At 45.7% G+C, this 21,959-nt stretch carries 25 protein-coding genes; 5 read left to right on the top strand and 20 right to left on the bottom strand.

Annotation, left to right across the window (positions count from 1 at the left end):
* Positions 1 to 27: 27 nt before the first annotated feature.
* From EL268_RS04850 to EL268_RS33900, 3 genes are read right to left on the bottom strand one after another with little or no spacing between them, the layout of a single operon-like run.
* Positions 28 to 306, bottom strand: coding sequence for a group-specific protein (locus EL268_RS04850; protein ID WP_106656293.1), 279 nt, complete (start codon positions 304 to 306; stop codon positions 28 to 30).
* A gap of 5 nt (positions 307 to 311) precedes the next feature.
* Positions 312 to 605, bottom strand: coding sequence for a DNA-entry nuclease (locus tag EL268_RS04845; RefSeq protein WP_126435340.1), 294 nt, complete (start codon positions 603 to 605; stop codon positions 312 to 314).
* Entirely contained in the window at positions 562 to 804 is a 243-nt protein-coding gene (locus EL268_RS33900; RefSeq protein ID WP_106656291.1) for a helix-turn-helix domain-containing protein, read from the bottom strand. Before EL268_RS33900 ends, EL268_RS04845 begins: the two co-directional genes overlap by 44 nt.
* A 192-nt stretch (positions 805 to 996) precedes the next feature.
* Here EL268_RS33900 and EL268_RS04835 point away from each other — a divergent pair, with 192 nt between their 5' ends.
* Complete coding sequence (locus EL268_RS04835) at positions 997 to 1,350, top strand: helix-turn-helix domain-containing protein (RefSeq protein ID WP_106656290.1); 354 nt, start codon at positions 997 to 999, stop codon at positions 1,348 to 1,350.
* Positions 1,351 to 1,698: 348 nt separating this feature from the next.
* On the opposite strand, the gene EL268_RS04830 is transcribed toward EL268_RS04835, so the two are convergent.
* The 3 genes from EL268_RS04830 to EL268_RS04820 form a co-directional block, all read right to left on the bottom strand.
* The gene (locus EL268_RS04830; protein WP_106656289.1) at positions 1,699 to 1,890 is read right to left on the bottom strand and encodes a hypothetical protein; all 192 of its coding nucleotides are present in this window, start codon (positions 1,888 to 1,890) and stop codon (positions 1,699 to 1,701) included.
* Between the two features lie 15 nt (positions 1,891 to 1,905).
* Complete coding sequence (locus EL268_RS04825; RefSeq protein ID WP_106656288.1) at positions 1,906 to 3,156, bottom strand: helix-turn-helix domain-containing protein; 1,251 nt, start codon at positions 3,154 to 3,156, stop codon at positions 1,906 to 1,908.
* Between the two features lie 325 nt (positions 3,157 to 3,481).
* Positions 3,482 to 4,291, bottom strand: coding sequence for a helix-turn-helix domain-containing protein (locus tag EL268_RS04820; RefSeq protein WP_106656287.1), 810 nt, complete (start codon positions 4,289 to 4,291; stop codon positions 3,482 to 3,484).
* Positions 4,292 to 4,494: 203 nt separating this feature from the next.
* On the opposite strand from EL268_RS04820, the gene EL268_RS04815 reads away from it, so the two are divergent.
* Both EL268_RS04815 and EL268_RS04810 read left to right on the top strand, forming a co-directional pair.
* Entirely contained in the window at positions 4,495 to 4,704 is a 210-nt protein-coding gene (locus EL268_RS04815; protein WP_106656286.1) for a helix-turn-helix domain-containing protein, read from the top strand.
* Positions 4,705 to 4,760: 56 nt separating this feature from the next.
* Positions 4,761 to 5,915 (top strand): tyrosine-type recombinase/integrase, encoded by a 1,155-nt coding sequence (locus EL268_RS04810; RefSeq protein WP_106656285.1) that lies wholly within the window; start codon positions 4,761 to 4,763, stop codon positions 5,913 to 5,915.
* Positions 5,916 to 5,976: 61 nt separating this feature from the next.
* Here EL268_RS04810 and sufB read toward each other — a convergent pair whose 3' ends face one another.
* From sufB to sufC, 5 genes are read right to left on the bottom strand one after another with little or no spacing between them, the layout of a single operon-like run.
* Positions 5,977 to 7,374 carry a Fe-S cluster assembly protein SufB gene (sufB, locus tag EL268_RS04805; RefSeq protein WP_048034589.1) on the bottom strand — a complete coding sequence of 466 codons (1,398 nt, stop codon included), beginning with the start codon at positions 7,372 to 7,374 and terminating at the stop codon, positions 5,977 to 5,979.
* A gap of 39 nt (positions 7,375 to 7,413) precedes the next feature.
* Positions 7,414 to 7,851: a Fe-S cluster assembly sulfur transfer protein SufU gene (sufU, locus tag EL268_RS04800; RefSeq protein ID WP_007726380.1), complete on the bottom strand. Its 438-nt coding sequence runs from the start codon at positions 7,849 to 7,851 to the stop codon at positions 7,414 to 7,416.
* Complete coding sequence (locus EL268_RS04795; protein ID WP_047073086.1) at positions 7,838 to 9,064, bottom strand: cysteine desulfurase; 1,227 nt, start codon at positions 9,062 to 9,064, stop codon at positions 7,838 to 7,840. The genes sufU and EL268_RS04795 overlap by 14 nt, the downstream gene beginning before the upstream one ends.
* A complete protein-coding gene (gene sufD, locus EL268_RS04790) occupies positions 9,064 to 10,362 on the bottom strand; it encodes a Fe-S cluster assembly protein SufD (protein WP_047073087.1) in 1,299 nt (432 codons plus the stop codon). The genes EL268_RS04795 and sufD overlap by 1 nt, the downstream gene beginning before the upstream one ends.
* 21 nt (positions 10,363 to 10,383) lie before the next feature.
* On the bottom strand, positions 10,384 to 11,172 hold the full coding sequence (gene sufC / locus EL268_RS04785; protein WP_047073088.1) for a Fe-S cluster assembly ATPase SufC: 789 nt from the start codon (positions 11,170 to 11,172) through the stop codon (positions 10,384 to 10,386).
* 419 nt (positions 11,173 to 11,591) lie between these two features.
* Here sufC and EL268_RS04780 point away from each other — a divergent pair, with 419 nt between their 5' ends.
* Positions 11,592 to 12,167 carry a stalk domain-containing protein gene (locus EL268_RS04780; protein ID WP_164724432.1) on the top strand — a complete coding sequence of 192 codons (576 nt, stop codon included), beginning with the start codon at positions 11,592 to 11,594 and terminating at the stop codon, positions 12,165 to 12,167.
* Positions 12,168 to 12,266: 99 nt separating this feature from the next.
* On the opposite strand, the gene pckA is transcribed toward EL268_RS04780, so the two are convergent.
* From pckA to EL268_RS04750, 5 genes are all read right to left on the bottom strand, one after another.
* Positions 12,267 to 13,850, bottom strand: coding sequence for a phosphoenolpyruvate carboxykinase (ATP) (gene pckA, locus EL268_RS04775; protein WP_106656283.1), 1,584 nt, complete (start codon positions 13,848 to 13,850; stop codon positions 12,267 to 12,269).
* A 293-nt stretch (positions 13,851 to 14,143) separates the two neighbouring features.
* Positions 14,144 to 15,286, bottom strand: a complete 1,143-nt coding sequence (locus EL268_RS04770; protein ID WP_106656282.1) for a M20 peptidase aminoacylase family protein — start codon at positions 15,284 to 15,286, stop codon at positions 14,144 to 14,146.
* Between the two features lie 59 nt (positions 15,287 to 15,345).
* Positions 15,346 to 15,687 carry an SCP2 sterol-binding domain-containing protein gene (locus EL268_RS04765; RefSeq protein ID WP_106656281.1) on the bottom strand — a complete coding sequence of 114 codons (342 nt, stop codon included), beginning with the start codon at positions 15,685 to 15,687 and terminating at the stop codon, positions 15,346 to 15,348.
* Between the two features lie 504 nt (positions 15,688 to 16,191).
* Positions 16,192 to 16,584 (bottom strand): VOC family protein, encoded by a 393-nt coding sequence (locus EL268_RS04755; RefSeq protein ID WP_007726371.1) that lies wholly within the window; start codon positions 16,582 to 16,584, stop codon positions 16,192 to 16,194.
* 22 nt (positions 16,585 to 16,606) lie between these two features.
* Positions 16,607 to 17,047 (bottom strand): hypothetical protein, encoded by a 441-nt coding sequence (locus EL268_RS04750; RefSeq protein ID WP_007726368.1) that lies wholly within the window; start codon positions 17,045 to 17,047, stop codon positions 16,607 to 16,609.
* Between the two features lie 309 nt (positions 17,048 to 17,356).
* Between EL268_RS04750 and EL268_RS04745 the strand changes: the two genes are divergently transcribed.
* Complete coding sequence (locus EL268_RS04745; protein WP_106656279.1) at positions 17,357 to 19,411, top strand: methyl-accepting chemotaxis protein; 2,055 nt, start codon at positions 17,357 to 17,359, stop codon at positions 19,409 to 19,411.
* A 54-nt stretch (positions 19,412 to 19,465) separates the two neighbouring features.
* Here the strand turns inward: EL268_RS04745 and gcvH are convergent, their stop codons facing one another.
* From gcvH to EL268_RS04725, 4 genes are read right to left on the bottom strand one after another with little or no spacing between them, the layout of a single operon-like run.
* Complete coding sequence (gene gcvH / locus EL268_RS04740; protein WP_106656278.1) at positions 19,466 to 19,846, bottom strand: glycine cleavage system protein GcvH; 381 nt, start codon at positions 19,844 to 19,846, stop codon at positions 19,466 to 19,468.
* A 59-nt stretch (positions 19,847 to 19,905) separates the two neighbouring features.
* Positions 19,906 to 20,358, bottom strand: coding sequence for a redoxin domain-containing protein (locus EL268_RS04735; protein ID WP_106656277.1), 453 nt, complete (start codon positions 20,356 to 20,358; stop codon positions 19,906 to 19,908).
* Between the two features lie 33 nt (positions 20,359 to 20,391).
* Complete coding sequence (locus tag EL268_RS04730) at positions 20,392 to 21,582, bottom strand: aminotransferase class I/II-fold pyridoxal phosphate-dependent enzyme (RefSeq protein WP_106656276.1); 1,191 nt, start codon at positions 21,580 to 21,582, stop codon at positions 20,392 to 20,394.
* Entirely contained in the window at positions 21,579 to 21,944 is a 366-nt protein-coding gene (locus tag EL268_RS04725; protein WP_106656275.1) for an arsenate reductase family protein, read from the bottom strand. Before EL268_RS04725 ends, EL268_RS04730 begins: the two co-directional genes overlap by 4 nt.
* Between the last annotated feature and the right edge of the window lie 15 nt (positions 21,945 to 21,959).

Below are 21,959 nucleotides of genomic sequence, written 5' to 3'. Positions count from 1 at the left end.
GTCTCCTTTCGAGGTATCGTCCACGATTCAATGCTTTGGTTGTTCGGATAACCACTGAGTTAAAAACTCCCTAGTCTCCCTAGCCGGGAAGTACCATTTAGTTCCGATTTTATGTTTGGGGAATCTAGGATCATAAAAGAACTGATTAAGAATAGTGGGCCAGCACATCATGGTTCTACGTAATAGCTCTTTCTTATCCCAAAAGACCAACTCTGCATCAGCTTCCTTGATCAATTCCGAAATCTTTTCTCGGCACATATTCCTTATCTCTTGTTCATCTACATCTACTGCTACTAGCTTTTTCATAACATTCACTCCCTTCTGTAAGCATTGATTTGGCGCTCCCATTTAGCACGGTAGTAATCAAAAAGCGCCTTCTTTTTGAGGTATGCAATCCTGTCCTCCAGTGACTTTTCTAAGCGGCCAAGGGCAAGAGATAAAGATTTGAGAGTATCTGTTTCGTAGAATTTGCAAAGATAAGCTGTCTCCTCATCTGAGAATCGCTTGCCTTGGTTTGGATGGAATTCAGGGTGATAGAGCATCCTCCCCCGATCGTCATATTCAATGCCCTGCTCTGGAACCGACACGTTCTGCTCCTTGGTCATTTGCTTCACCATTCATCAAATATTCTGCTGTAGTTTCCAAAGCAACCGCGATTCTTGTCAGAAGAGGATAGCTTATCCTCTTTCCACGTACCCCAGTTTCGATTTGGGACATATAAGCCTTTGAAATTTCGACCTTCTTGGCGAGGGCTTCAAGTTTTATTTCTTTCAGCTCTCGAACCTCTCGAATCCTGTTTTGCATAGCATCACATCCAGTTATCAATTTGCTATCTTGTTTCACTTTACGTTAGCGTTTTGCTTTCGTGCTTTTATAATATGTTAGCAAATCGCTTACAGTCAACAATAAATCTATCAATTCGCCAATCTTTTTGTTTGCAGTTCGCTAACACATTGATTAAAATAGGGATATGATGATATAAGGGTGAGTAATCTAATGGATAATCTCTTCGGGGAAAGATTGCGTTCGTTACGAATGGAAAAGGATATGTCTCAAGAGGAACTTGGCGAGACTTTTGGAGTAGGGAAAGTAACTATTTCTGGATATGAGCGTGGAACCAGAACACCCACATTTGATATGCTTATCGGATTTGCTGAATTTTTTCGCGTAAGTACAGACTATTTGTTAGGCAGGACAGATAATAGAACACCAATCAAAGGCTTAGAGGCCATGATCGCTAGCAGCAAAGCCCTTAATGAGGTTTTAGCGAAGATGGACCCAAGCGAGCAGGATAAGTTTCTCGAATTTGCCATGTGGACGCTTCAAACAAAAGCACAAAACCGCCCTTAATCGGGCGGCTTTTTTATTTCGTTTTCTGGGAATATTCCAGAAATGCTTTATATAATTCATTTATCTGTTCCGGTGTACAGGCCGTTGCTATGTAGTTGAGTTTTTCGAGTTTAGTCTTGTCTGACTGTGTCGCTACATTCTCCATGCACTAATCCCCCTATGTTCGAACACTTGTTCTATTTTGATTGTATGAGTATCTTGTACAATTTGCAACTGTTTCCAGTCCTATAACAATAAAATAACGACAGGCTTATTTGCCTACCGTTATTTTATACCAATCAAATTCTTTTTTCTGTAAACTGCTATGGCGTATTTTATAAAATTTTCCAGTCAGTTTACATTTTTTAATTAATCATTCTCAGGCGGACCATATACTACAATTGGCGGTTTTTGCCGTGGGAATTTTTCCACCCCATCAGAATGATCAATTGCAATTGGTGCAACTTTATCATTCTCTGGAGGACCAGCAAATACCCCTGTACTTGGTGTTACTAGCCCAATCATTAAAGCAGCAAATGTAGCAAAAAGAATTCTTTTCAAACTAAATACCTCCTTTTATCCTAATGATTCTATTGTACTAGGAGAAAACAGTTTATCATGGATAAAATTTCGTGTTAGTTCGAATTCATCACGCATATAGCTCTTTTTTAACTGAGCCAGTAAAAGTGATATCTCAGGTGTGATGTACTTGTCTCTTTCTAACGCTGTAAGCATTTGTTTATTGCGTTCTAGTAGAAGCGATTCCGTATTATACCTCTTCCATTTTTGCTTTAATGCAATAGCTAGGAGGCGTTCGCACTCCCTTATTAATCGTTTCGCTTCATTGACGTCACCTAGTTTTATTTCCATCATAATCATGTCATTTAAGGAATGAACCCTAATCAGGTCATCCTTCCCGAGCTTTTGAAACAAATCCTTCCAATGTTTTTTAGCATCCTCAAACTTTTCCAACATGTAGTAACACCTAGCGATGCCAGCAAGCGCCAGTGAATAAACAGCTTGATCAGGTGTAGCCATGTTTTTTGCAATTGTGTAGTGCTCTATCGCCTCAAGGTGAAAATGGTGATTATCCAATTGCGAACAAATCAGTGCGTGTCTTTGAAATACATCTGCGCTATGAGGGTAAATTCTGTGATCCATTATCTCAAGAGCTTTAATCGATATTCTGTATGCTTTATTGTGATTCCCCTGAAAATAATATGCTGTTGCTTCTTGATATAGCAGCCGAGATTTTTTTCGATCATCCAGCTTCATGGTTCCTGCTATAGCACCTGATATATTTATAAAAGCATCAAAGCTATTTGCTCGTTTGGATATGTCATACAACTTTTGAAGAAGATCAGCGAATTCATCAGGGTCAGGCTCAACATTTTTGAAGGTGCTAATAACAAAGGCTATTTTACGTTTGTTTGTTTTCTGCTGAGACTCTATATCCCACAAAATTACTTGAAATACGTTTTCTGCTGCTGTTTTAAGGTCGCCTTTGGAAAGTGACTCACGAATGACATGCTTGATAATCCCTCTCGAAAGTCTACTATCGTGTCTGATCATCATGTTTGCCAAATAGATTAATTCCTTTTTGTCTTTTTGAACTAACATGTACTTCCACACAAGTTCCTCAGATTTGAACGCTAAATATGCTCTTTCGATTAACTCTGCTCGTGGAGTGCTAAGGCCCTTTTCCGTTTTTACTATCGCTTGACGAGAAACCATCAATTGTTCTGCCAAATAATCTTGGCTCCAATGATTGTCTTCTCTCATTCGTTTGATCAGCGAGCCTATATCTTTACGGTCTACTGTTTGCATTTTTTCACTTCTCCTTTTCGAGAAGCAAAAGCCTTACACCAAAAGGTCTGGATGGCAGGAAATAATTTAAATACCGAATTTGTGCCACTTGTTGTATCCTGTTCTAAGCTGTAAAATAATGTTTATGTCAACGGAAAGCGGCTTCGGCCCGCCACCAAGGGTAAGTCTTGGTGGTAAAGAGTGTAAACAGCTCCCAACTGTATACACCCCGTTGGCTTTTACTTTTACCAGTTTTTAGATTACTTGTTAACGAAAGTAAATTCCACCAAGATAGTATAGCATTTTCTTAACAAAATTTTATAGTATCGACAAAGTTTTTCAAATATTACGTCCAAATTGCTGTATACTCTTCAACTCTTTTCTCTTCGATCCTCTTCATCGTTCCGTAAAAACATTTTAGGAATCGATCAAGCTCCCACTCTTTTTTATCCCTCTTGTACTCGTTCTTGGTGTATTCCCATGCGTCTGCAGCAATCGGTAACACGTTCTCGTTACGAGTCCATCCAGTCGCCCGCTTAAACATCACCACCTTGCCCCAGAACTGTTTGATTACTCTTCCGCATGAAAATCCTTGCTGGATCAGCTTAGCGAATTCTTTCGGGATGTAAGAAGGAATTACAGAGCTATCTTTCACGAGGTGCGTTCCGTTTACGTTATTTTTCTTAGTTTCTTTTGGTCTTTTTGGAGTATTAAAAACCCCTGTATTAGTTTCCCTTCTGGGAGCCTCAACCTTTGATGTTTCAGGCGTTTCAGGCTTGTCCAACCCCGTCATCTCAACCCCGTCATTCAAGGGTAAAAAATAGAATATGTTCGCTCCTTGTAGTCCTGTTTTTCTGGATGTTGTCACTCGTTTAAGAATATCTAACTGTTCAAGTTTCCTGATTGCTCTTTCTACACTTGAGCGACTTACCTTCGTCATCTTGCAAATCGTTTCGATTAGAAGATATGCAACACCTAATGTTTCTTGGGATTCATTCATTGCTCGCTTCCTGATTACATCAAGTACACGTAGCGTAGATGGAGATAACTTCTCATGTATACTTTTTAGGTGGTTATCAATTGTTTCTCTTAACTGTCCCTTAGTATGAAAAAGACTATGCTGCTTCATAGTTTCAACCTGTTGACCAGTAAACAAAGACTTACCTCCTCTAAAACAAAGTTATAATGCATACAAAAAATTCGACTTAGCGTATCTAAAATATACGGTCAAAAGAATTAGTTGTCAATATATTAAGTACGACATCTTGTACTTTTATTATTCGATCATGTATAATCGTTTTAGATATCGCTTTATTTCTAAGAGATATCTAAGAGATTTTTTGCAAAGGAGGAATCGTTTTGGCTTTTACTTTTAAACCTCTCTGGAAATTATTGATTGATCTGGACATGAAACGCACTGAGCTTAGAGATGCTATACAGTTGTCCCCCTCGACTTTGGCTAAAATGGGCAAGGATGAAAACATTGCATTAGAAGTGTTAGATAAGATTTGCAATCACTTAAACTGCCGCATTGAAGACATAATTGAACACCTTCCGGACAAAAAATAAAACGCACCCATTCGGTTGCGCTTTTTTAAAATCTAAATTGAAAAGGAGTAAATTCGATGGCATCTTTCCGAAAACGTGGGACAGCATGGGAATACAGAATTAGATATGCCGACAGGCAAACTGGAACATATAAAGAGAAAACAAAGGGAGGATTTAAAACGAAGAAAGAGGCACAGATAGCTGCCGCTGAAGAAGAGTCAAAGATCAACCAATTTGGCTTTGCTGAGAACGGCAGTGAACGAGTAGATAACTTCTTTGACGATTGGCTAGAGGTTTATAAAAGGCCCAATTTGAAGCCGATCACTTTTACTCTCCAGGAAAGGAATGTTCGACTTAACATCCTGCCTCGATGGGGAAAATACCGCCTGAAAGACATCACACGAAATGAATACCAAAAATGGATCAACGAACTACGTGGTCATTACAGCGAAGGAACGGTCCGACGAATCCATAGCATATTCAGTTCAGCAATGACTGACGCTGTACATGAGTTTCGTATTTTACGGGAAAATCCTGTCCAAAAGATCAAGATACCAAAGCAAGCGGATAAGTCAAGCAAGGTGGCTTACTTTACACGAGAGCAACTGGAAGAGTTTTTTGACTGTGTAAAAACCCCAGTAAAAAAAGCAAAGTACCAACATTCCATCCAATACTACGCTTTTTTCACGCTTATGGCGCGTACCGGGCTCCGGATCGGAGAAGCGCTTGCACTGACCTGGGATGACCTTAACTTTGATGCGAAGACATTAACCGTTAATAAAACTTTGGTCTACCCCTTAAATTCGCAGCCCTATTTATCAACGCCGAAAACAAAAAACAGTGAAAGAACCATCAAGCTAGATGAAATCACACTTAAACTAATAAGGCGCCACAGGATCAACCAAAAAGAGGTTTGCTTGATGTATGAGAACTACAAACCAACCAAAGACAATATTATATTCCACCAGCATGACGGGCGCTGGCTCCGTACCAACGTAGTCCGGGATTACTTCAAAGAGATTTGTAAGCGAGCCGATCTCCCCGTTCTCTCGCCTCACGCCCTCAGACATACCCATGCCGTCCATTTACTTGAAGCCGGGGCAAATATAAAATACGTGTCCGAGCGACTTGGGCACGCAAGCGTGAAAGTCACAGCGGACACGTATCTACATGTTACGAAAAAGATTGAGGACGATGCTCTCGCTCTTTATGAGCGATACGTCCAGAACTAAATTGTGGGCAAATTGTGGGCAAACCCACATTTAAAGCTCGGAAACCCTTGTGGCGCAAGGGTTATCCAATAGAACCTTCCATCTCGAACTTGATGAGACGGTTCATCTCTACCGCGTACTCCATCGGCAATTCTTTTGTGAATGGCTCGATGAAGCCCATTACGATCATCTCAGTTGCTTCTGCTTCTGACAAACCGCGGCTCATCAGGTAGAAGAGTTGATCCTCGGATACCTTGGATACAGTCGCCTCGTGCTCAAGCGTGATGCTGTCGTTCATGATCTCGTTGTACGGGATCGTGTCCGACGTGGACAGTTTATCCAGAATCAGCGTATCGCACTTGATGTTGGACTTAGAGCCTTCCGATTTGCGTCCGAACTGGGACAGACCACGGTAGGTTACTTTTCCGCCATCGCGAGAGATCGACTTGGAAATGATCGTCGATGTGCAATCAGGCGCCAGGTGAATCATTTTCGCACCTGCGTCTTGGTGTTGTCCTTTTCCTGCTACTGCAATGGAAAGAACGGTACCTTTCGCGCGAGGTCCTTTCATGATAACAGCTGGGTATTTCATCGTCAGCTTGGAACCGATGTTACCATCGATCCATTCCATGTTCGCATCCGCGTAAGCAACCGCACGTTTAGTAACGAGGTTGTATACGTTGTTGGACCAGTTTTGGATCGTGGTGTAACGGCAGCGAGCGCGTTCTTTTACGATGATTTCTACAACAGCGGAGTGCAAGGAATCCGTGCTGTAGATTGGAGCTGTACAGCCCTCTACATAGTGAACGAAGGAATCTTCATCGGCGATGATCAGCGTACGCTCGAATTGACCCATGTTCTCGGAGTTGATGCGGAAGTATGCTTGCAGCGGAGTTTCTACTTTTACGCCTTTTGGAACGTAAATGAAGGAACCACCGGACCATACTGCCGAGTTCAACGCAGCAAACTTGTTGTCTGCTGGAGGGATAACTGTCGCGAAGTATTCTTTCACGATTTCTGGGTGCAGTTTTACTGCGGAATCCATGTCGCAGAAGAGAACGCCCAGTTTTTCCAGGTCTTCCTGCATGTTGTGGTAAACTACCTCAGATTCATACTGAGCAGATACACCTGCGAGGAACTTTTGCTCTGCTTCTGGAATACCCAGCTTGTCGAAGGTTGCCTTGATTTCTTCCGGCACCTCATCCCAGCTACGGCCTTGCTTTTCAGAAGGCTTTACGTAGTAGGTGATGCTGTCAAAATCGAGGTCATCCAGATCGCCGCCCCATTTTGGCATCGGCATGCTGTTGAAGATGTCCAATGCTTTTAGACGGAATTCCAGCATCCATGCTGGCTCATCCTTGATCTTCGAAATTTCTTCGACGATCTCGCGGGTCAAACCCTTTTTGGTACGGAATACAGAAACGTCCTTATCGTGAAAGCCGTACTGATACTCCTGTATTTCTGGGCCTTTAACAGCCATCGTTGCTCACTCCTTCGTGTTCATGTCCCTTACCCATCACTATTCCTGCTCCGCCTGTTTGACACCTTGCTCCAATGCTTTCCAAGCCAATGTCGCGCACTTGATTCGCGCTGGGAACTTGGCAACGCCAGACAAGGCTTCGATATCACCAAGATCAATCGAGTCATCGATTTCTTTGCCTTGCATCATATCGGAGAATTTTTGCGACAGCTCCAGTGCTTCCGCTACTGGCTTGCCTTTGACAGCATCTGTCATCATGGATGCAGACGACATGCTGATCGAACAGCCTTCGCCGAGGAACTTCGCGTCCACCACTTTGCCATCCTCCACTTTCAAGGAGAGCGAGATGCTGTCGCCACAGGTCGGGTTATTCAAATTCACAATGAGTCCGTCGGATTCTTCCAGCTTGCCGCGGTTGCGCGGTTTCTGGTAGTGATCCATAATGACGCGGCGGTATAAATCATCAAGAGAAGACATTGCCGAAATACTCCTTCGTCTTCTTCAAGCCCGCGATCAGCACATCTACTTCTTCTTCTGTGTTGTACAGATAGAAGCTTGCCCGAGCGGTAGCCGTCACATTCAGCCAACGCATCAGCGGTTGTGCGCAGTGATGACCGGCACGAACTGCGATTCCGTAACTGTCCAGCACCGTCGCCAGGTCATGCGGATGTACTGTATCCAGGTTGAATGTAATTAAACAGCTGCGGTCCTGCTGTGGGCCGTAAATCTTCAATCCTTCTATCTCGCGCATTTGTTCCATCGCGTACTTGACGAGATGTTTTTCATGACGCTCGATATTGTCCATTCCGATCTCTTCCAAAAAGTCGATCGCTGCTCCCAAGCCGATAGCTCCTGCGATGATCGGAGTTCCTCCTTCAAATTTCCAAGGAAGCTCCTTCCACGTGGAATCGTACATATCCACGTAGTCGATCATTTCTCCGCCGAACTCCATCGGCTCCACACGCTCCAGCACCTCACGCTTGCCGTACAGAACACCTACGCCTGTCGGACCAGCCATCTTATGCGCTGAAAACGTATAAAAATCGCAATCCAAATCCTGGACGTCGATTTTCTTGTGTGGAGCACCCTGCGCTCCGTCAACAAACAAAAGTGCGCCATGCTGATGAGCGATTTGGGCAATTTCCTTGATTGGGGTAGTATCCCCCAATACGTTGGAAACATGGTGAATGGCAACGATCTTGGTATTGTCCGTAATCGTTTCCTTGACCGCCTCCAGAGTAACGGTTCCGTCCTCTGCCAGCGGAATGAACTTAAAAGTCGCTCCGGTCGCCTTGGCTGCCTGCTGCCAAGGAATGAAATTGGCGTGATGTTCCACCAATGTGGTCACGATTTCATCTCCTGGCCCCAGGTACTTGCGAGCATAGCCGTACGCTACCGTATTACAAGCAGAGGTCGTACCACGCGTAAAGACGATTTCTGCGGCTTCACGGGCGTTGATGAAGGCGCGAACTTTTTCACGCGCGCCTTCGTACCCATCTGTCGCTATGTTGCCCAAGGTGTGCACACCACGGTGCACATTGGAGTTATACTCCCTGTAGTATTTATCCATCGCCTCGATAACCTGAATCGGTTTTTGAGAGGTTGCACCATTATCCAAATAAACGAGCGGATGTCCGTTTACTTCTTGGTGTAAGATGGGAAAATATTTCCGAAGCTCCTTGGCGTTCATTAGCCTAACTTCCTTTCAAGCGCCTGACGGAGTCTGTTTTTCACTTCTTCTACTGGAATCTCAGCAACAACTGGCTCCAGGAAGCCGAGAATGATCAGACGTTCTGCGCCTTGACGGGAAATACCACGAGACATCAAGTAGAAGATAGACTCTTCACTAAAACGTCCTACCGAAGCTGCGTGACCCGCTTTAACGTCATCCTCGTCGATCAACAGGATCGGGTTGGCATCACCGCGAGATTTATCGCTCAGCATCAGGATGTTTTCCGCCTGTACGCCGTTTGCCTTTTCAGCGCCTTTTTCGATTTTCGTGATACCATTCAGGATACTCACTGCTTCATCCGTCATAACAGCCTTGCTCACCATGTCAGACTCCGTGTGCGTGCCGATATGCTGAACTTGGGAAGTGAGGTTTTGGCGTTGGGAACCAGTACCTACAGAAATGGATTTGGTCTCTGCGATCGAAGCAGTTCCCTTGAGGATGGTAGTGTTGTTGGCAACAGTATTGCCATCATTCATCTCACCCAAAATCCATTCCATTTTTCCATCGCGCTCAACAGTTGCACGACGGAAGCTGTAGTCGTGAACGTCCACAGACAGAGAACGCACAGAAGCTACTTGCACAGATGCGCCCGCGCCTACATATACTTCAACTAGGCTGTTCGCAACCATACTTTTGCCTTCGCCAGATACATATGTATCCACGTAGGTTACTTTGCTGTTCGCTTCTGCCACGATCAAAACATGTGGAGCCAACAGAGCATTGTCGCCTGCGATTTCATACACAGCTTGCAGTGGAACATCTACTTCCACGTTTTTCGGAACGTAGAGGAATACGCCACCATTCACAACTGCGGTATGAAGAGCAGTCAGCTTGTGCTCATCAAGTGCGATAACGTTCAGCAAATATTTTTGCACGAGATCGCCATGTGATTGCAGAGCATCAGCAAAAGTCGTGAAGATCACGCCTTGTGCCTTCAACTCATCGGATACTGCTTGAAAAACGGTAGAAGCATTTTTTTGTACCAACAGGTTTTTTACACTGTCGACATCGATTTGTGCTTTTACCAAATCGCTCAGTTCATTCGCCGCTGCCACCTTCGCAGTGGTTTGGAACGGATCGAAATCAACGGTATTCCATTTATCAATCTTCGTTTTCTCCAAGGCAGGGAGCGCCAGCTCTCCCGCCGCCTTCAGTCCAGCGAGGCGCTTTTCCAGGAACCAGGCAGGCTCCTGATTAGCTTTGGAGTACTGGGTGATCGCCTCGGAATCGAAGCGTAGCTGTACATCCACACTCATTTCACTGCTGCCTCCTTCTTCCTACACGTTGGCGTTTACGGTTTCGTCCTCGATGCCGAGCTCTTCCTTGATCCAGTCGTAGCCTTCTGCCTCCAGGCGTTCAGCCAGCTCAGGACCACCGGACTTCACGATACGACCTTGCATCATGACGTGTACGAAGTCAGGCTTTACATAGTTCAGCAAACGTTGGTAGTGCGTAATAATCAAGAACCCACGGTCTGCGGAGCGCATTTCGTTTACACCAGCGGCAACGATTTTCAATGCGTCGATGTCCAAACCGGAGTCGATTTCATCCAGAATACAGATGCTTGGCTCCAAGAGCATCATTTGCAGAATCTCGTTACGCTTTTTCTCACCACCGGAGAAACCCTCATTCAGGTAACGGTGAGAGAAAGATTCATCCATTTCCAGTGTGTTCATCTTTTTGTCCATCTCACGGATGAATTTCATCAGGGAGATTTCGTTGCCTTCGCCACGGCGCGCGTTGATTGCGGAACGCAGGAAGTCAGAATTGGTTACACCGCTGATTTCGGACGGGTATTGCATCGCCAGGAACAGACCTGCACGTGCGCGCTCGTCTACTGCCATTTCCAACAAGTCTTCGTCATTGATCAGCACTTCGCCATCGGTTACCTCATATTTTGGGTGACCCATCAACGTGGATGCCAATGTCGACTTACCGGTACCATTTGGTCCCATGATCGCGTGCACTTCGCCGCCCTTGATCTCCAAATTCAGGCCTTTGAGGATCTCTTTGTCCTCGATCTTGGCGCGAAGGTTTTTTATTTGCAAATGCGGTACTGCTGTCATCTGAATTCCCTCCATACACGTCAAAAGTGAGTTGGTAAATTCTCAATCCATTCTCAATAACTATCTTATAATAAGAATAATTATAAATCAAGGAATGAAACATATCTGTATTTTTTATATCATTATATTTAGAAAGTCAGATTTTGCGCATGAATCCCTTCCTAAATATTCTTGCCTCCGCAGCATTTTTCCCTTTGTAACTTTTAGGCATACATTTCTGTCTAAATTCCAGGTACTTTTTGTAAGAAAACCCCTATCGTGGTCTATTCATCGAGGAGCGACCGCGTTTTAAAGGAAAGTTTTACCGAAGCAATGCCGGAAGCGTACGCTGAGGCACTTTGTCATGCGCTCCGGAATTTATTTTTAAATTCCTATGCGTTAAAAAACACCACTGGATAACTGGAAAGGGATGGATCATTTTGAAAAAGAGTAACCAGAAACTCGCAATTGGACTAGCTACTGTCTTACTACTCGTAGGTGGTACCACAGTCTTAGCAAAAACGGGCACAGAGAAAGTATCTGCTCGTTTCTCCAACATTAAATTGATAGTCAATGACCAGGTCATCAAAACGAAAGCAGAACCATTCATATATAATGGAAACGTTTATGCACCTGTAGCGACTGTTGCCAATGCACTCGGCATTAAGCAGGAATGGGACAATAAAACTCCTGCTGTCCGTTTTTCAGGCGCTGGCGGAAACAACGTTGGCAGTAGCATTCCAGAAGCAATTGTCAAGCAGGCAAAAGACACCTTGCCGCTTCCTTGTGACACTTCCGATGTAAAAGGCAGCTTGTACTATTGCGGACCAGAGAAAGAAGTCGTTTCCAAAGGTTATGTCAATCTGACAGGAATGAGTGATCAGGAGTTTCTCGTTATGTATCGCTATCACACTATTGAAGGACTCCCTTCGGAAGCTTACCTGACTCTTTTCCGTCAGTCAAATGGAAAAGTTATACCAATCAATACCTCGAAAGTATTCGATGGCAGCATATAACATGAGATAAAAACCGTCGGTCACAGGCTGACGGTTTTTCTGTTTTCACGAAGAAAAAACGGATAGACCTTATCGTCTACCCGTTTCTTTCTTGTTCGATTACTTTACTTTTGGACCCGCATTCGCAATATCTGTTGCATTCGGGAATTTTTTCTCAAAGTTCTCAATGAAGCGTGCAGCCAGATCAGCCGCTTGCTTGTCATAATCTTCCTTGTTTGCCCATGTATTGCGAGGTTGAAGAACTTCAGCGGGAACGTTCGGGCAAGAAGTTGGTACTTGTACCCCGAAAATCTCGTCAGCTACATAGTCTACCTTTTCCAGCTCACCGTTCAATGCTGCTGTTACCATCGCACGTGTGTAGGACAGCTTCATACGTTGCCCAACACCTACTGGGCCACCAGTCCAACCAGTGTTCACCAGGTATACTTGAACCTTGCGCTCATCAATCTTCTTACCGAGCATTTCCGCATATACTACCGGATGCAGTGGCAAGAATGGAGATCCGAAGCAAGTAGAAAACTCTGTTTGCGGAGCGGTTACGCCACGCTCTGTCCCTGCCATTTTGCTGGTGTAGCCAGACAGGAAGTGGTACATCGCTTGCTCTTTATTCAGCTTGGAGATTGGAGGCAATACACCGAACGAATCGGCTGTCAAAAAGACGATGACATTTGGTTGCCCGCCCACGCCTGGAATCACAGCACCCGGAATTGCTTCCACTGGGTACGCAGCGCGTGTATTCTCTGTATATTTGGTGCTGTCGTAGTCTGCTACACGAGTCGCTTCGTTTACGTCTACATTTTCAAGTACGGTACCGAACTGGATGGCTTTCCAGATTTGCGGTTCGCCTTCTTCAGACAGCTTGACGCATTTTGCATAGCATCCGCCTTCGATATTGAACACGCCATTGTCAGACCAGCCGTGCTCATCGTCACCGATCAAGAAACGGTCTGGATCAGCAGACAGCGTTGTTTTTCCTGTACCGGACAAGCCGAAGAACAGGGCAACGTCTCCTTCTTTGCCTACGTTCGCAGAGCAGTGCATCGAGAGTACGTTGCGCTCTGGAAGCAGCATGTTCATTACGCTGAAGATCGACTTTTTCATTTCGCCAGCATACTCAGTGCCACCGATCAACACTGTCTTTTGCTCAAAGCTCAATACGATGAAAGTCTCGGAGTTCGTTCCGTGTACCGCAGGATTGGCTTTGAAATTAGGCGCATAGATAACCGTGAATTCTGATTCGTGCGCAGCCAGTTCTTCTTCGGACGGACGGATGAACAGCTGACGCGCAAACAGGTTATGCCAAGCGAATTCGTTCACTACGCGGATTGGCAGGCGATAGGTTGTATCTGCACCCGCAAAGCCATCGAAGACAAACAGTTCATCTTTTGATTGTAAGTATTGGAGCACGTCTTGTTGAAGTGCTTGGAATTTTTCAGTACTGATTGGTTGGTTAACCGGACCCCAGTTGATTTTATCGTGTACGGAAGCTTCGTCCACCACAAATTTGTCCTTTGGCGAACGGCCGGTAAACTTCCCTGTTAGCGCATTGAGCGCCCCCTTATCGGTCAAAATCCCTTCGCCACGCTTCACTGCCATTTCAACAAGATTAGCTACAGGCAAGTTATGATACACTTTTGTAGCTCCAAGAATGTCAGTAAGCTTTTGAACCGTATTGGTTTCCATGTGTGAACGATCTCCTTCCCAAAATGTGTACCATTTATTGTGACTTTCTAATTGTCGCTCGATTATGTAATTAGTATATCACATTTAGTTAAATAAGCTACATAATTTTATAATCTCTTATGGAGAATGTGTGAATAACCCTCCTCATGCGTATTATTCCCCAACAGCAGTATTTTGTCCACAAACCAGTCAGTCTATCGACTATTCGTGAAGTACGCAGAGACATTTTTCCCATAAAAAGAGCAACACCAAGAGTTTACTCTCTTGGTGTTGCTCTCACAAGGCATAAAGATTTACGTATTTTCAAACGTTTTTACGACTGTTTGACACAAAATCGCCACACCTTTTTCCAATGCAGAGCGGTCAAAATGCATCAGCGGGTGATGAAGCCCCGGCACTAAATCACATCCGAGAGCCAGCATCGTCGCCTTGATTTGAGGACGCTCCACCGTATAATAGTGGAAATCCTCCGCCCCCGGACTGACAGGCGCCGCTCGCAAATTCTCTTGCCCGAGCACATCTACAATCGCCTGCTCCATAAATGCCTTCGCTTGATCATCGACCTCTGCCGCCACCATGCGAGAGCCGGATTCTATCTCTATGCGTGCCTGAAAAGACATCGCAACTCCGTCGATCATTTGACGAACGCGATTCACGAGGTCATCCATCGCCTGATTCGTCTGCGCTCGCAGATCGAGGGCAAAACGCGCTTTGTCCGGAATAATGTTGTAGCTCTCTCCCCCGGCTTGCAGCATGGTCATTTTGACAGTGGCCGGCACCATTGGATTGATATGTACTTGACCGAGACCTGAAATAATCGCCCCCGCTACTTCAATCGCATTGATCCCGAGATGCGGTCTCGCTCCGTGCGCAGCGACTCCTGTGATTTCCCCGTAGAGAAACATGGCTGCACCGTTGTAGATCGCGGGTCCCGCCGTTCCATTCGCCATTTCCTGAATCGGTCTTAAGTGAACACCGTACAAATAATCGATGTCATCGACGACACCCTTCTCCACCAGCTTCAATGCTCCCGTTCCTTTTTCTTCTGCTGGTTGGAACAAAATTTTTAACGTTCCCGGCGGTTGATATCCAGCGGCAACCAATGCTTCTACCGTTTCCACGATCAATGTCATATGGGCGTCATGACCGCAGGAATGATTCGCGCGCCATTCACCGTTTACTTCTTGCCAGAGAGCATCGATATCTGTGCGCAAGCCAACAACTGGCTTCCCTTCGCCCCATTCAGCCACTAATCCTGTACAATCGTCAAAAGTCGTAACACGCAGTCCCAAGGCACGCATGCGCTCCGCCAAATAACGAGTCGTTTCTACTTCCTTCCAGCTTATCTCCGGATTCTCATGCAAATGACGGAATGTTTCGGCAATAGCATCTTTACGTGCGGCAACCGTCTGTTGCAACGACATAACAGTAGACATCAAAGCGCCTCCTCCAAAACCGTTTTCTTCCTATTATATCACACTGCCCCATGGACAGTTCACCGACAGGTCAGTCGCAAAATGGCATCGAGCTTCAATTGGTCGCGCAATGGCCCTGCTATTTGCACCTTTTCTTTAGCTAGAACATAGACGAGCTCATCGCCGCCAAACAGCATGTGCATTTGTTTTTCCTCTCCCCTGATGATCAAATCGGCAGACTGCTCTTCTGTCCATACATCCCAGGATGCAACGCCATTTGCTATCCTCAATTGCCACTGTGACGGTGAATCATCCACTACAATTCCGATCCTGCGCTCCCATCCTGCTGTTATGAATCGCAAATGTGCTTTTCCTTGCAGTCGCTCGCCCAGTTCAAAAAGCAGTCTGCCCATTCCGATCATCTGCACGCCACCCCTCTCTTCCCAATTGGGTTCGGGGCCTGTCAGGTCGAATCCTTTGGCGAGGAATGAGAGTCACTGTCGGCTGTTGTCAGGGGAGCCATCTTTTTCTCGACATTTTAGAAAGACCTTTAGAGAGGGCTTTTTTAGTCAACATAGTGGAGGAGAAGAAAAAGCACAGTTCTCTTCGACTCTGACACGCCCGCAAGGGGGACTGACTGGCCGTCTACACTTAAAAAAGGGGACCGTCGAGCCAAAGCCACCCTACGGGCGGACGCTTCTCAGGGAAAGAAGTGTTCGACAACCGGGTCCCCTTTTTTAAGTTCCGACTGGGTAGGCGTTGTCAAGGTCTGCGAGCTCTGTGCTTTTTCTTCTCACCAGTTATGGGCGTTCATCGGTACTTTTAAAAACGTAAAGAAGATCATCCACAGCTTTTTTTCAGCACCGCAGTAGTAAGATGGCAAAAAACAAAAAAGCATCTGCTTTACGCAGATGCTTCCTGAAACACTACTCATCGAACTCGTCTTTATCGAGTCGCACCTCAAGGTGGTGACCATCGGGTGTCTCAAAATACAAATTATAGCTAGTAGGCTGTGTAATTGGGCCACGATAGCAAATATTTTCTGCCTCCAGCTTATCGACCAGATAGTCCAGCTCAGCACGGCTCTGCACAGAGAAGGCGAGATGATCGACCTGCCCTACGCCGCCTTTCCCAGCTTCCCCGCCATGAGGATGAAGACCGATCCGTGTGTATGTGCCAATTTGAAAGTAGACAGGTGCTCCTTCCGTCATATTCTCTTCCGGGATAGGGACTTCCAAAATGTCCTTAAAAAAACGAGCTACCTTCACAACATCACTACAATTCAATGCGATGTGGTGAACGGCTTTCAAATGAAACATTCACACTGCCTCCCACGTCAACTCAGGTCATGCGCTCTTGTGCGACATTAGCTTTTCTTTTATTGTACTGCTTCAATCGCTCGCTTAACCGTCTTAAACGAATCATCAATGCTTCCCGCCAATCGTCATCCTGCAACTCCTTGGCGATCCCGAGCAGATCAAGTGAAATATCAATCTGCTGCTTTAATACTTCGGCGAAGCTGGCCGCTTCATCCGTCATGGTACAATTCTCAAACAACTCGGATGTATTGTCAACACTCACAAAGTCAGCAAAATCCACTTCTGGAGCCTGATCTCCCTGAGCATATTCTACTAAAATTTCGTATTCTCCCTCAATACCGGGATGAACCTCAATTCTGTCACATACAGGACAAAACATGATGGGGACATTGTGTACAAGCGTTTTATAATGACGGACTGAGCCTACGGAACCTACCATTCCAGCACCACAACAAAAACTCATATAGTCTCCCTCCTTCTTCGCCAAATGAAACGTCCATATCCGTTCTTTTGGTCGAAACTCTGTCTGTATCCGCATTGTAGCTTATATACCCATTAACACTCCACCCGCAAATGATACCAATGAAGGAAATCAAATAAAGATTTGGTTTATCTATTTTACTCGATTTGCTTCGATTTCCGCAACATTTTCTGATTAGTATGAATTTTTTCTCTCATTTGCCTAAATTCATCATACAAGGTAGTCTTGATCTATCCGATAATAAGGAATAATAATCATTTTAGCAAAAATTCAAAAGGAGAGCGGTTTGTCATGCTTCGTTTCAAAAGTCTTCGTGCTCGAACACTGACCATTACCCTGCCTGTCATTATCTTGACTCTTTTACTCGTCGTGGGAATCGGTTTCTGGTTTTCTGTCGACCAACTAAATCGGGAAATTGAAGACAAAATGAATTATCAACTAGATATGGTCGGCAGTAATGTGGAAAAGCAACTGGAAGCCCATAGCAAGGTAACGCTGAGTATGGCTCGCTTTATCGAAATGGGTCCTGTTACAAATTCGCTAGAGCAGTTAAATTCCCTGCTGTCCAAAACCGTTCTCATTAATGATACGACGGTCGGAATGGGAATTTTCATGGAACCTTACGCTTTTGACCCGAACAAGAAACTCGTTGCTACTTACGGGGCTAAGACCGACGGCAAGGTTAACATTACAGATGAGTACAGCAGCGACTCCTATAACTATCCAAATCAAGACTGGTACAAGGTCGGTATTTCGACCAAGAAGGAAACCGATTATTCCGAGCCGTACTATGACGAGATTTCCAAGGTCTCCATGGTGACGGTAGTCGCTCCTTTTTACACGCCGGATAAAAAACTTCTGGGTGTGGCCACAGACGATATTACACTTACTGACGTGGAAAAGCTCGTCTCCAGTACAAAAGTAGGCGAAACAGGCTGGGCCTTTTTAGTGGATAAAAAAGGGAGGTACCTCGCTCATCCTCAAGCAGACAAGCTGATGAATCATTCCGTTCAATCTGACGAGAATGCTTCCTTGGCTGCAATCGGTCCTTCTCTTCTAGAAGAGAAGTCAGGAATGAAGACGTTTACCGATGAAAACGGCATCAACCGTGTTTATTTTCAAGAGCTCGGAGATACAAACTGGACAATCGCTCTGGTCATGCCGGAAAAAGAAATTGCCGATCCTCTCTATGACTTGTTCTTTGAGCTTTGTATGGTGAGTCTAATCGGTTTGTTGATCATGATTGCAGTCATTTATTACTTCAGCAAATACTTGACCAAACAAATCGATCGCGCCAATCAGCTGTCGCATGCCCTCTCCAATGGCGATTTTACCGCTTCTATGGACATTCAAACAGCAGATGAGATGGGGGTTATGGCAAATCGCTTCAACTCCATGACGGCAACCTTGCGCGAAACGCTGGGTCAAGTCAGCTTCAACGCTCAACAGGTTGCTGCTACGTCTGAGCAATTAATGGCAAGTGCGGAACAGACGAGCAAAGCAACAGAGCAGATCGCTCAATCCGTTCAAGAAATTGCCTACGGTACTGAGCAGCAAGTGGATGCAACCGTTCAAGGCTATGAAGTCATCAACGAGATTGCCGTACACATCGAAGCGATGGAAAAAGGCATCGAGGATGTAAATCTCTCTACACAAGAAGCGAACCGCCAAGCCAAAGATGGCAATCAGATGGCAGCCAAAACGGTCGAGCACATGGATGTGATCCATAGCCAGATGGCCAAGACTTCTACCATTGTCAATGCGCTAGGCCAACGCTCCCAAGAAATTGGGGAAATGATCTCACTCATCACCACGATTGCCAATCAAACCAACCTACTCGCTCTGAACGCCGCTATCGAAGCAGCTCGCGCGGGAGAACAAGGACGAGGCTTTGCCGTTGTAGCCGACGAGGTGCGCAAGTTGGCCGAACAGTCCAGCTCCGCGGCCGAGCAGGTCAGTCACATCGTCACCGTGATTCAGCAGGACACAGGCTCGGCGATCGCGGCAATGAATCATGGCTCTTCTATTTTAGGAGAAGGCATGACTCTTGTTCGCTCAACAGGAAATGCATTTGAGCAAATTACTGGCTCCACGTCGGAGCTGCTCGTACGTATGAATGAAGTGACAGCGGAAATGAGCAAGATCAGTCAGCAAATGCAGACGATTGTATCCGCCATTACGCATATTACACAAATCGCAGAACAATCAGCGGGCAACTCTCAAACGGTTGCAGCAGCAGCAGAAGAGCAAACCGCTTCCATGGAAGAAATTTCTTCGGCTGCAACGATGCTCGCAAAAATGGCAGAAGAACTTAATGATGCAGTACGAACATTCAAGTTGGAGTAATTCGTCCATAAATAAAGAAAAGCCGGAGCACAAAAGCCCCGGCTTTTTTGTTTCCTATTCTTTTACCATCGCTTCGTACTTGTCTGCATCCATCAGCTTGTCCAGCTCAGCTGCATCAGACAATTCCACGACGATCATCCATGCTTGCTCATATGGCGAGGAGTTCACCAGTTCAGGTGCGTCTTCCAGTTCGCCATTTACTTCTACTACTTTACCAGTTACAGGAGCGTACAGCTCAGAAACGGTTTTTACCGATTCTACACTGCCAAACGGCTCATCCTGTTGGATTGTCGCGCCTACCTCAGGCAACTCGACAAACACGATGTCACCCAGCTCTGATTGAGCAAAAGAAGTGATTCCGATGTACGCCTTGTTTCCTTCTACTCGCACCCACTCATGCTCTTCACTGTAACGTAGATTTTTCGGGAATTCCATCGTTTACATATCCTCCTATCGGGTACAATCCATTACACATACATAATTAGACGAACATTCTAGGATTCCTCTTCGATCCCCAAAATTCTGAACAAGCGTTTTTTTACCAGTTCGAGACCCTTCTCTCCTGCCTGAAAGTGACGTAACTGAAGAGCCTCGTCAAACAAGTAAAAAGCGGGGACGTATTCATTCTGGAATGCATCGGCTGTCTTTCTATCATTATCGATTGCAATAGGGTGTGTCAAATGTTGTTCTGCAATCGCTTTCTTGATCATCTCGATATCTGTATCTTTTTCCGAATGAGGCATATGAATTCCAATGACCTTCAAACCGTTAGCAGCGTATTGATCTCGCCATTCGTTTATGCTTGGCATCGATTCCTTGCACATGTAACAACTGACGGACCAAATATGCACCAAGACAGGACTTCCAGCTAAATCAGCTTTGGTTACTTGCCCATTGATCCACTCCGTAATCCCAGGAAAGTCAGGCATTTCTTCGCGCAAACGCATGAAAGCTCATCCCCTCTTTTTTCACTTCAACCGCTACACACTAGTTTTCATGCGAAGAATCCCGGATTGATCGATGGCAGCTACAGCCTCTAACAGGATCTCGGGAGGTTGGACGAGGGCCATTCTTACATACCCTTCTCCTTCTTCGCCGAAGGCACTTCCCGGAACGACCACGACTCCGGCTTTTTCCAGTAACGCGAAGGCAAACTCTCGCGACGTCCAGCCGTTCGGTACCGCTGCCCAGACGAACATGGTCGCCTTGGGAGATGGGATGCTCCATCCTGCTTTTGCCAATTCCCCTAGCAGTACATCACGCCGTTCCTGGTAAACGGGCGCGACTGTGTTTGTCCCACCCGATTCCCGATCATTTCGCATAGCCTCAATGGCCATTTGCTGTACAGGCAAAAAGACGCCGTAATCGATATTGGATTTTACAATCGCAAGCGGCTTGATGATGTCTGCATTCCCTACAACGTAAGCGATCCGGCAGCCTGCCATGTTGAAGCTCTTGGAAAACGAGTTAAATTCAATTCCCACTTCCTTCGCTCCTGGCACTTGCAAAAAGCTCGGCGCTTGGTAGCCGTCAAACACCATCTCCGAGTAAGCCAAATCATGAACTACGATAATGTCAAAACGTTTGGCAAACGCCACGACCTCTTCAAAAAACGCAAGGGTAGCGACCGCGGAAATTGGATTATTCGGATAGTTCAGAATCATAAACATTGCACGAGCCGCAATCTCCTCCGGAATGTCTGCCAGCTTTGGCAAAAAATCATTTTCTGCCCGCAGAGGCATCCGGTAAGGTACCGCCCCCGCCAAATGAACACTGCCTTCGTAGATCGGATACCCAGGATCAGGTACGAGGACGATATCTCCAGGATCGGTCCATGCCAAAGCAAAGTGAGCCAAGCCATCCTGAGACCCCATCAAGGAATGAACCTCCCCATCTGGCGCCAGCTCCACCCCAAAACGATATTGATACCAGCGGGCGACCTCTTCTCGGAAGGCCGCCGTTCCATCGCTCAATGGATAGCGAAAAGCAGCTGGTTGCTGGATGGCATGGATTAACGTTTGCAGAAGCTTCTCGTCAGGCTGCTGATCAGGACTGCCAATGCTCAAGTCGTATACTGTTCTTGTTTTGGCAACTTCCCGTTTGCGAGCCTCCATCTCTGAAAAAATATCGGCTGAAAGATGGTTCAGTCTTTTGGAAGGTTGGCGCATCATGCCTTCCCTCCCCAAGCCTTCTCCAGTTCTTCTTCTTTGAAACCAAGGGTTACAGTACGATCGTTTGTGATAAGTGGCCGTTTGATCAGCTTGCCATTGGAAGCCAACAACTCAAGCATTTCATCCTCCGACATCGTAGGAAGCTTGTCCTTCAAGCCCAGCTCGCGGTAATGGACACCACTCACATTGAAAAACTTGCGTAAATCGAGACCGCTTGTCTGCCAAATTTGGCGCAGCTCCTCTTTGGACGGCGGTGCATCAACAATCGGAATTTCTTCAAAGGGAATATTTTGATCCGTGAGCCATTTTTTCGCTTTGCGGCATGTATCACATTTGTTGTACAGGTAGGCTTTCATCGTCATATGTATTTCCTCGCT

Source organism: Brevibacillus brevis, assembly GCF_900637055.1.
GTDB classification, from domain to species: domain Bacteria; phylum Bacillota; class Bacilli; order Brevibacillales; family Brevibacillaceae; genus Brevibacillus; species Brevibacillus brevis.
Note: the sequence above shows the minus strand (reverse complement) of the source record. Positions and strands in the feature narration are given on the sequence as shown.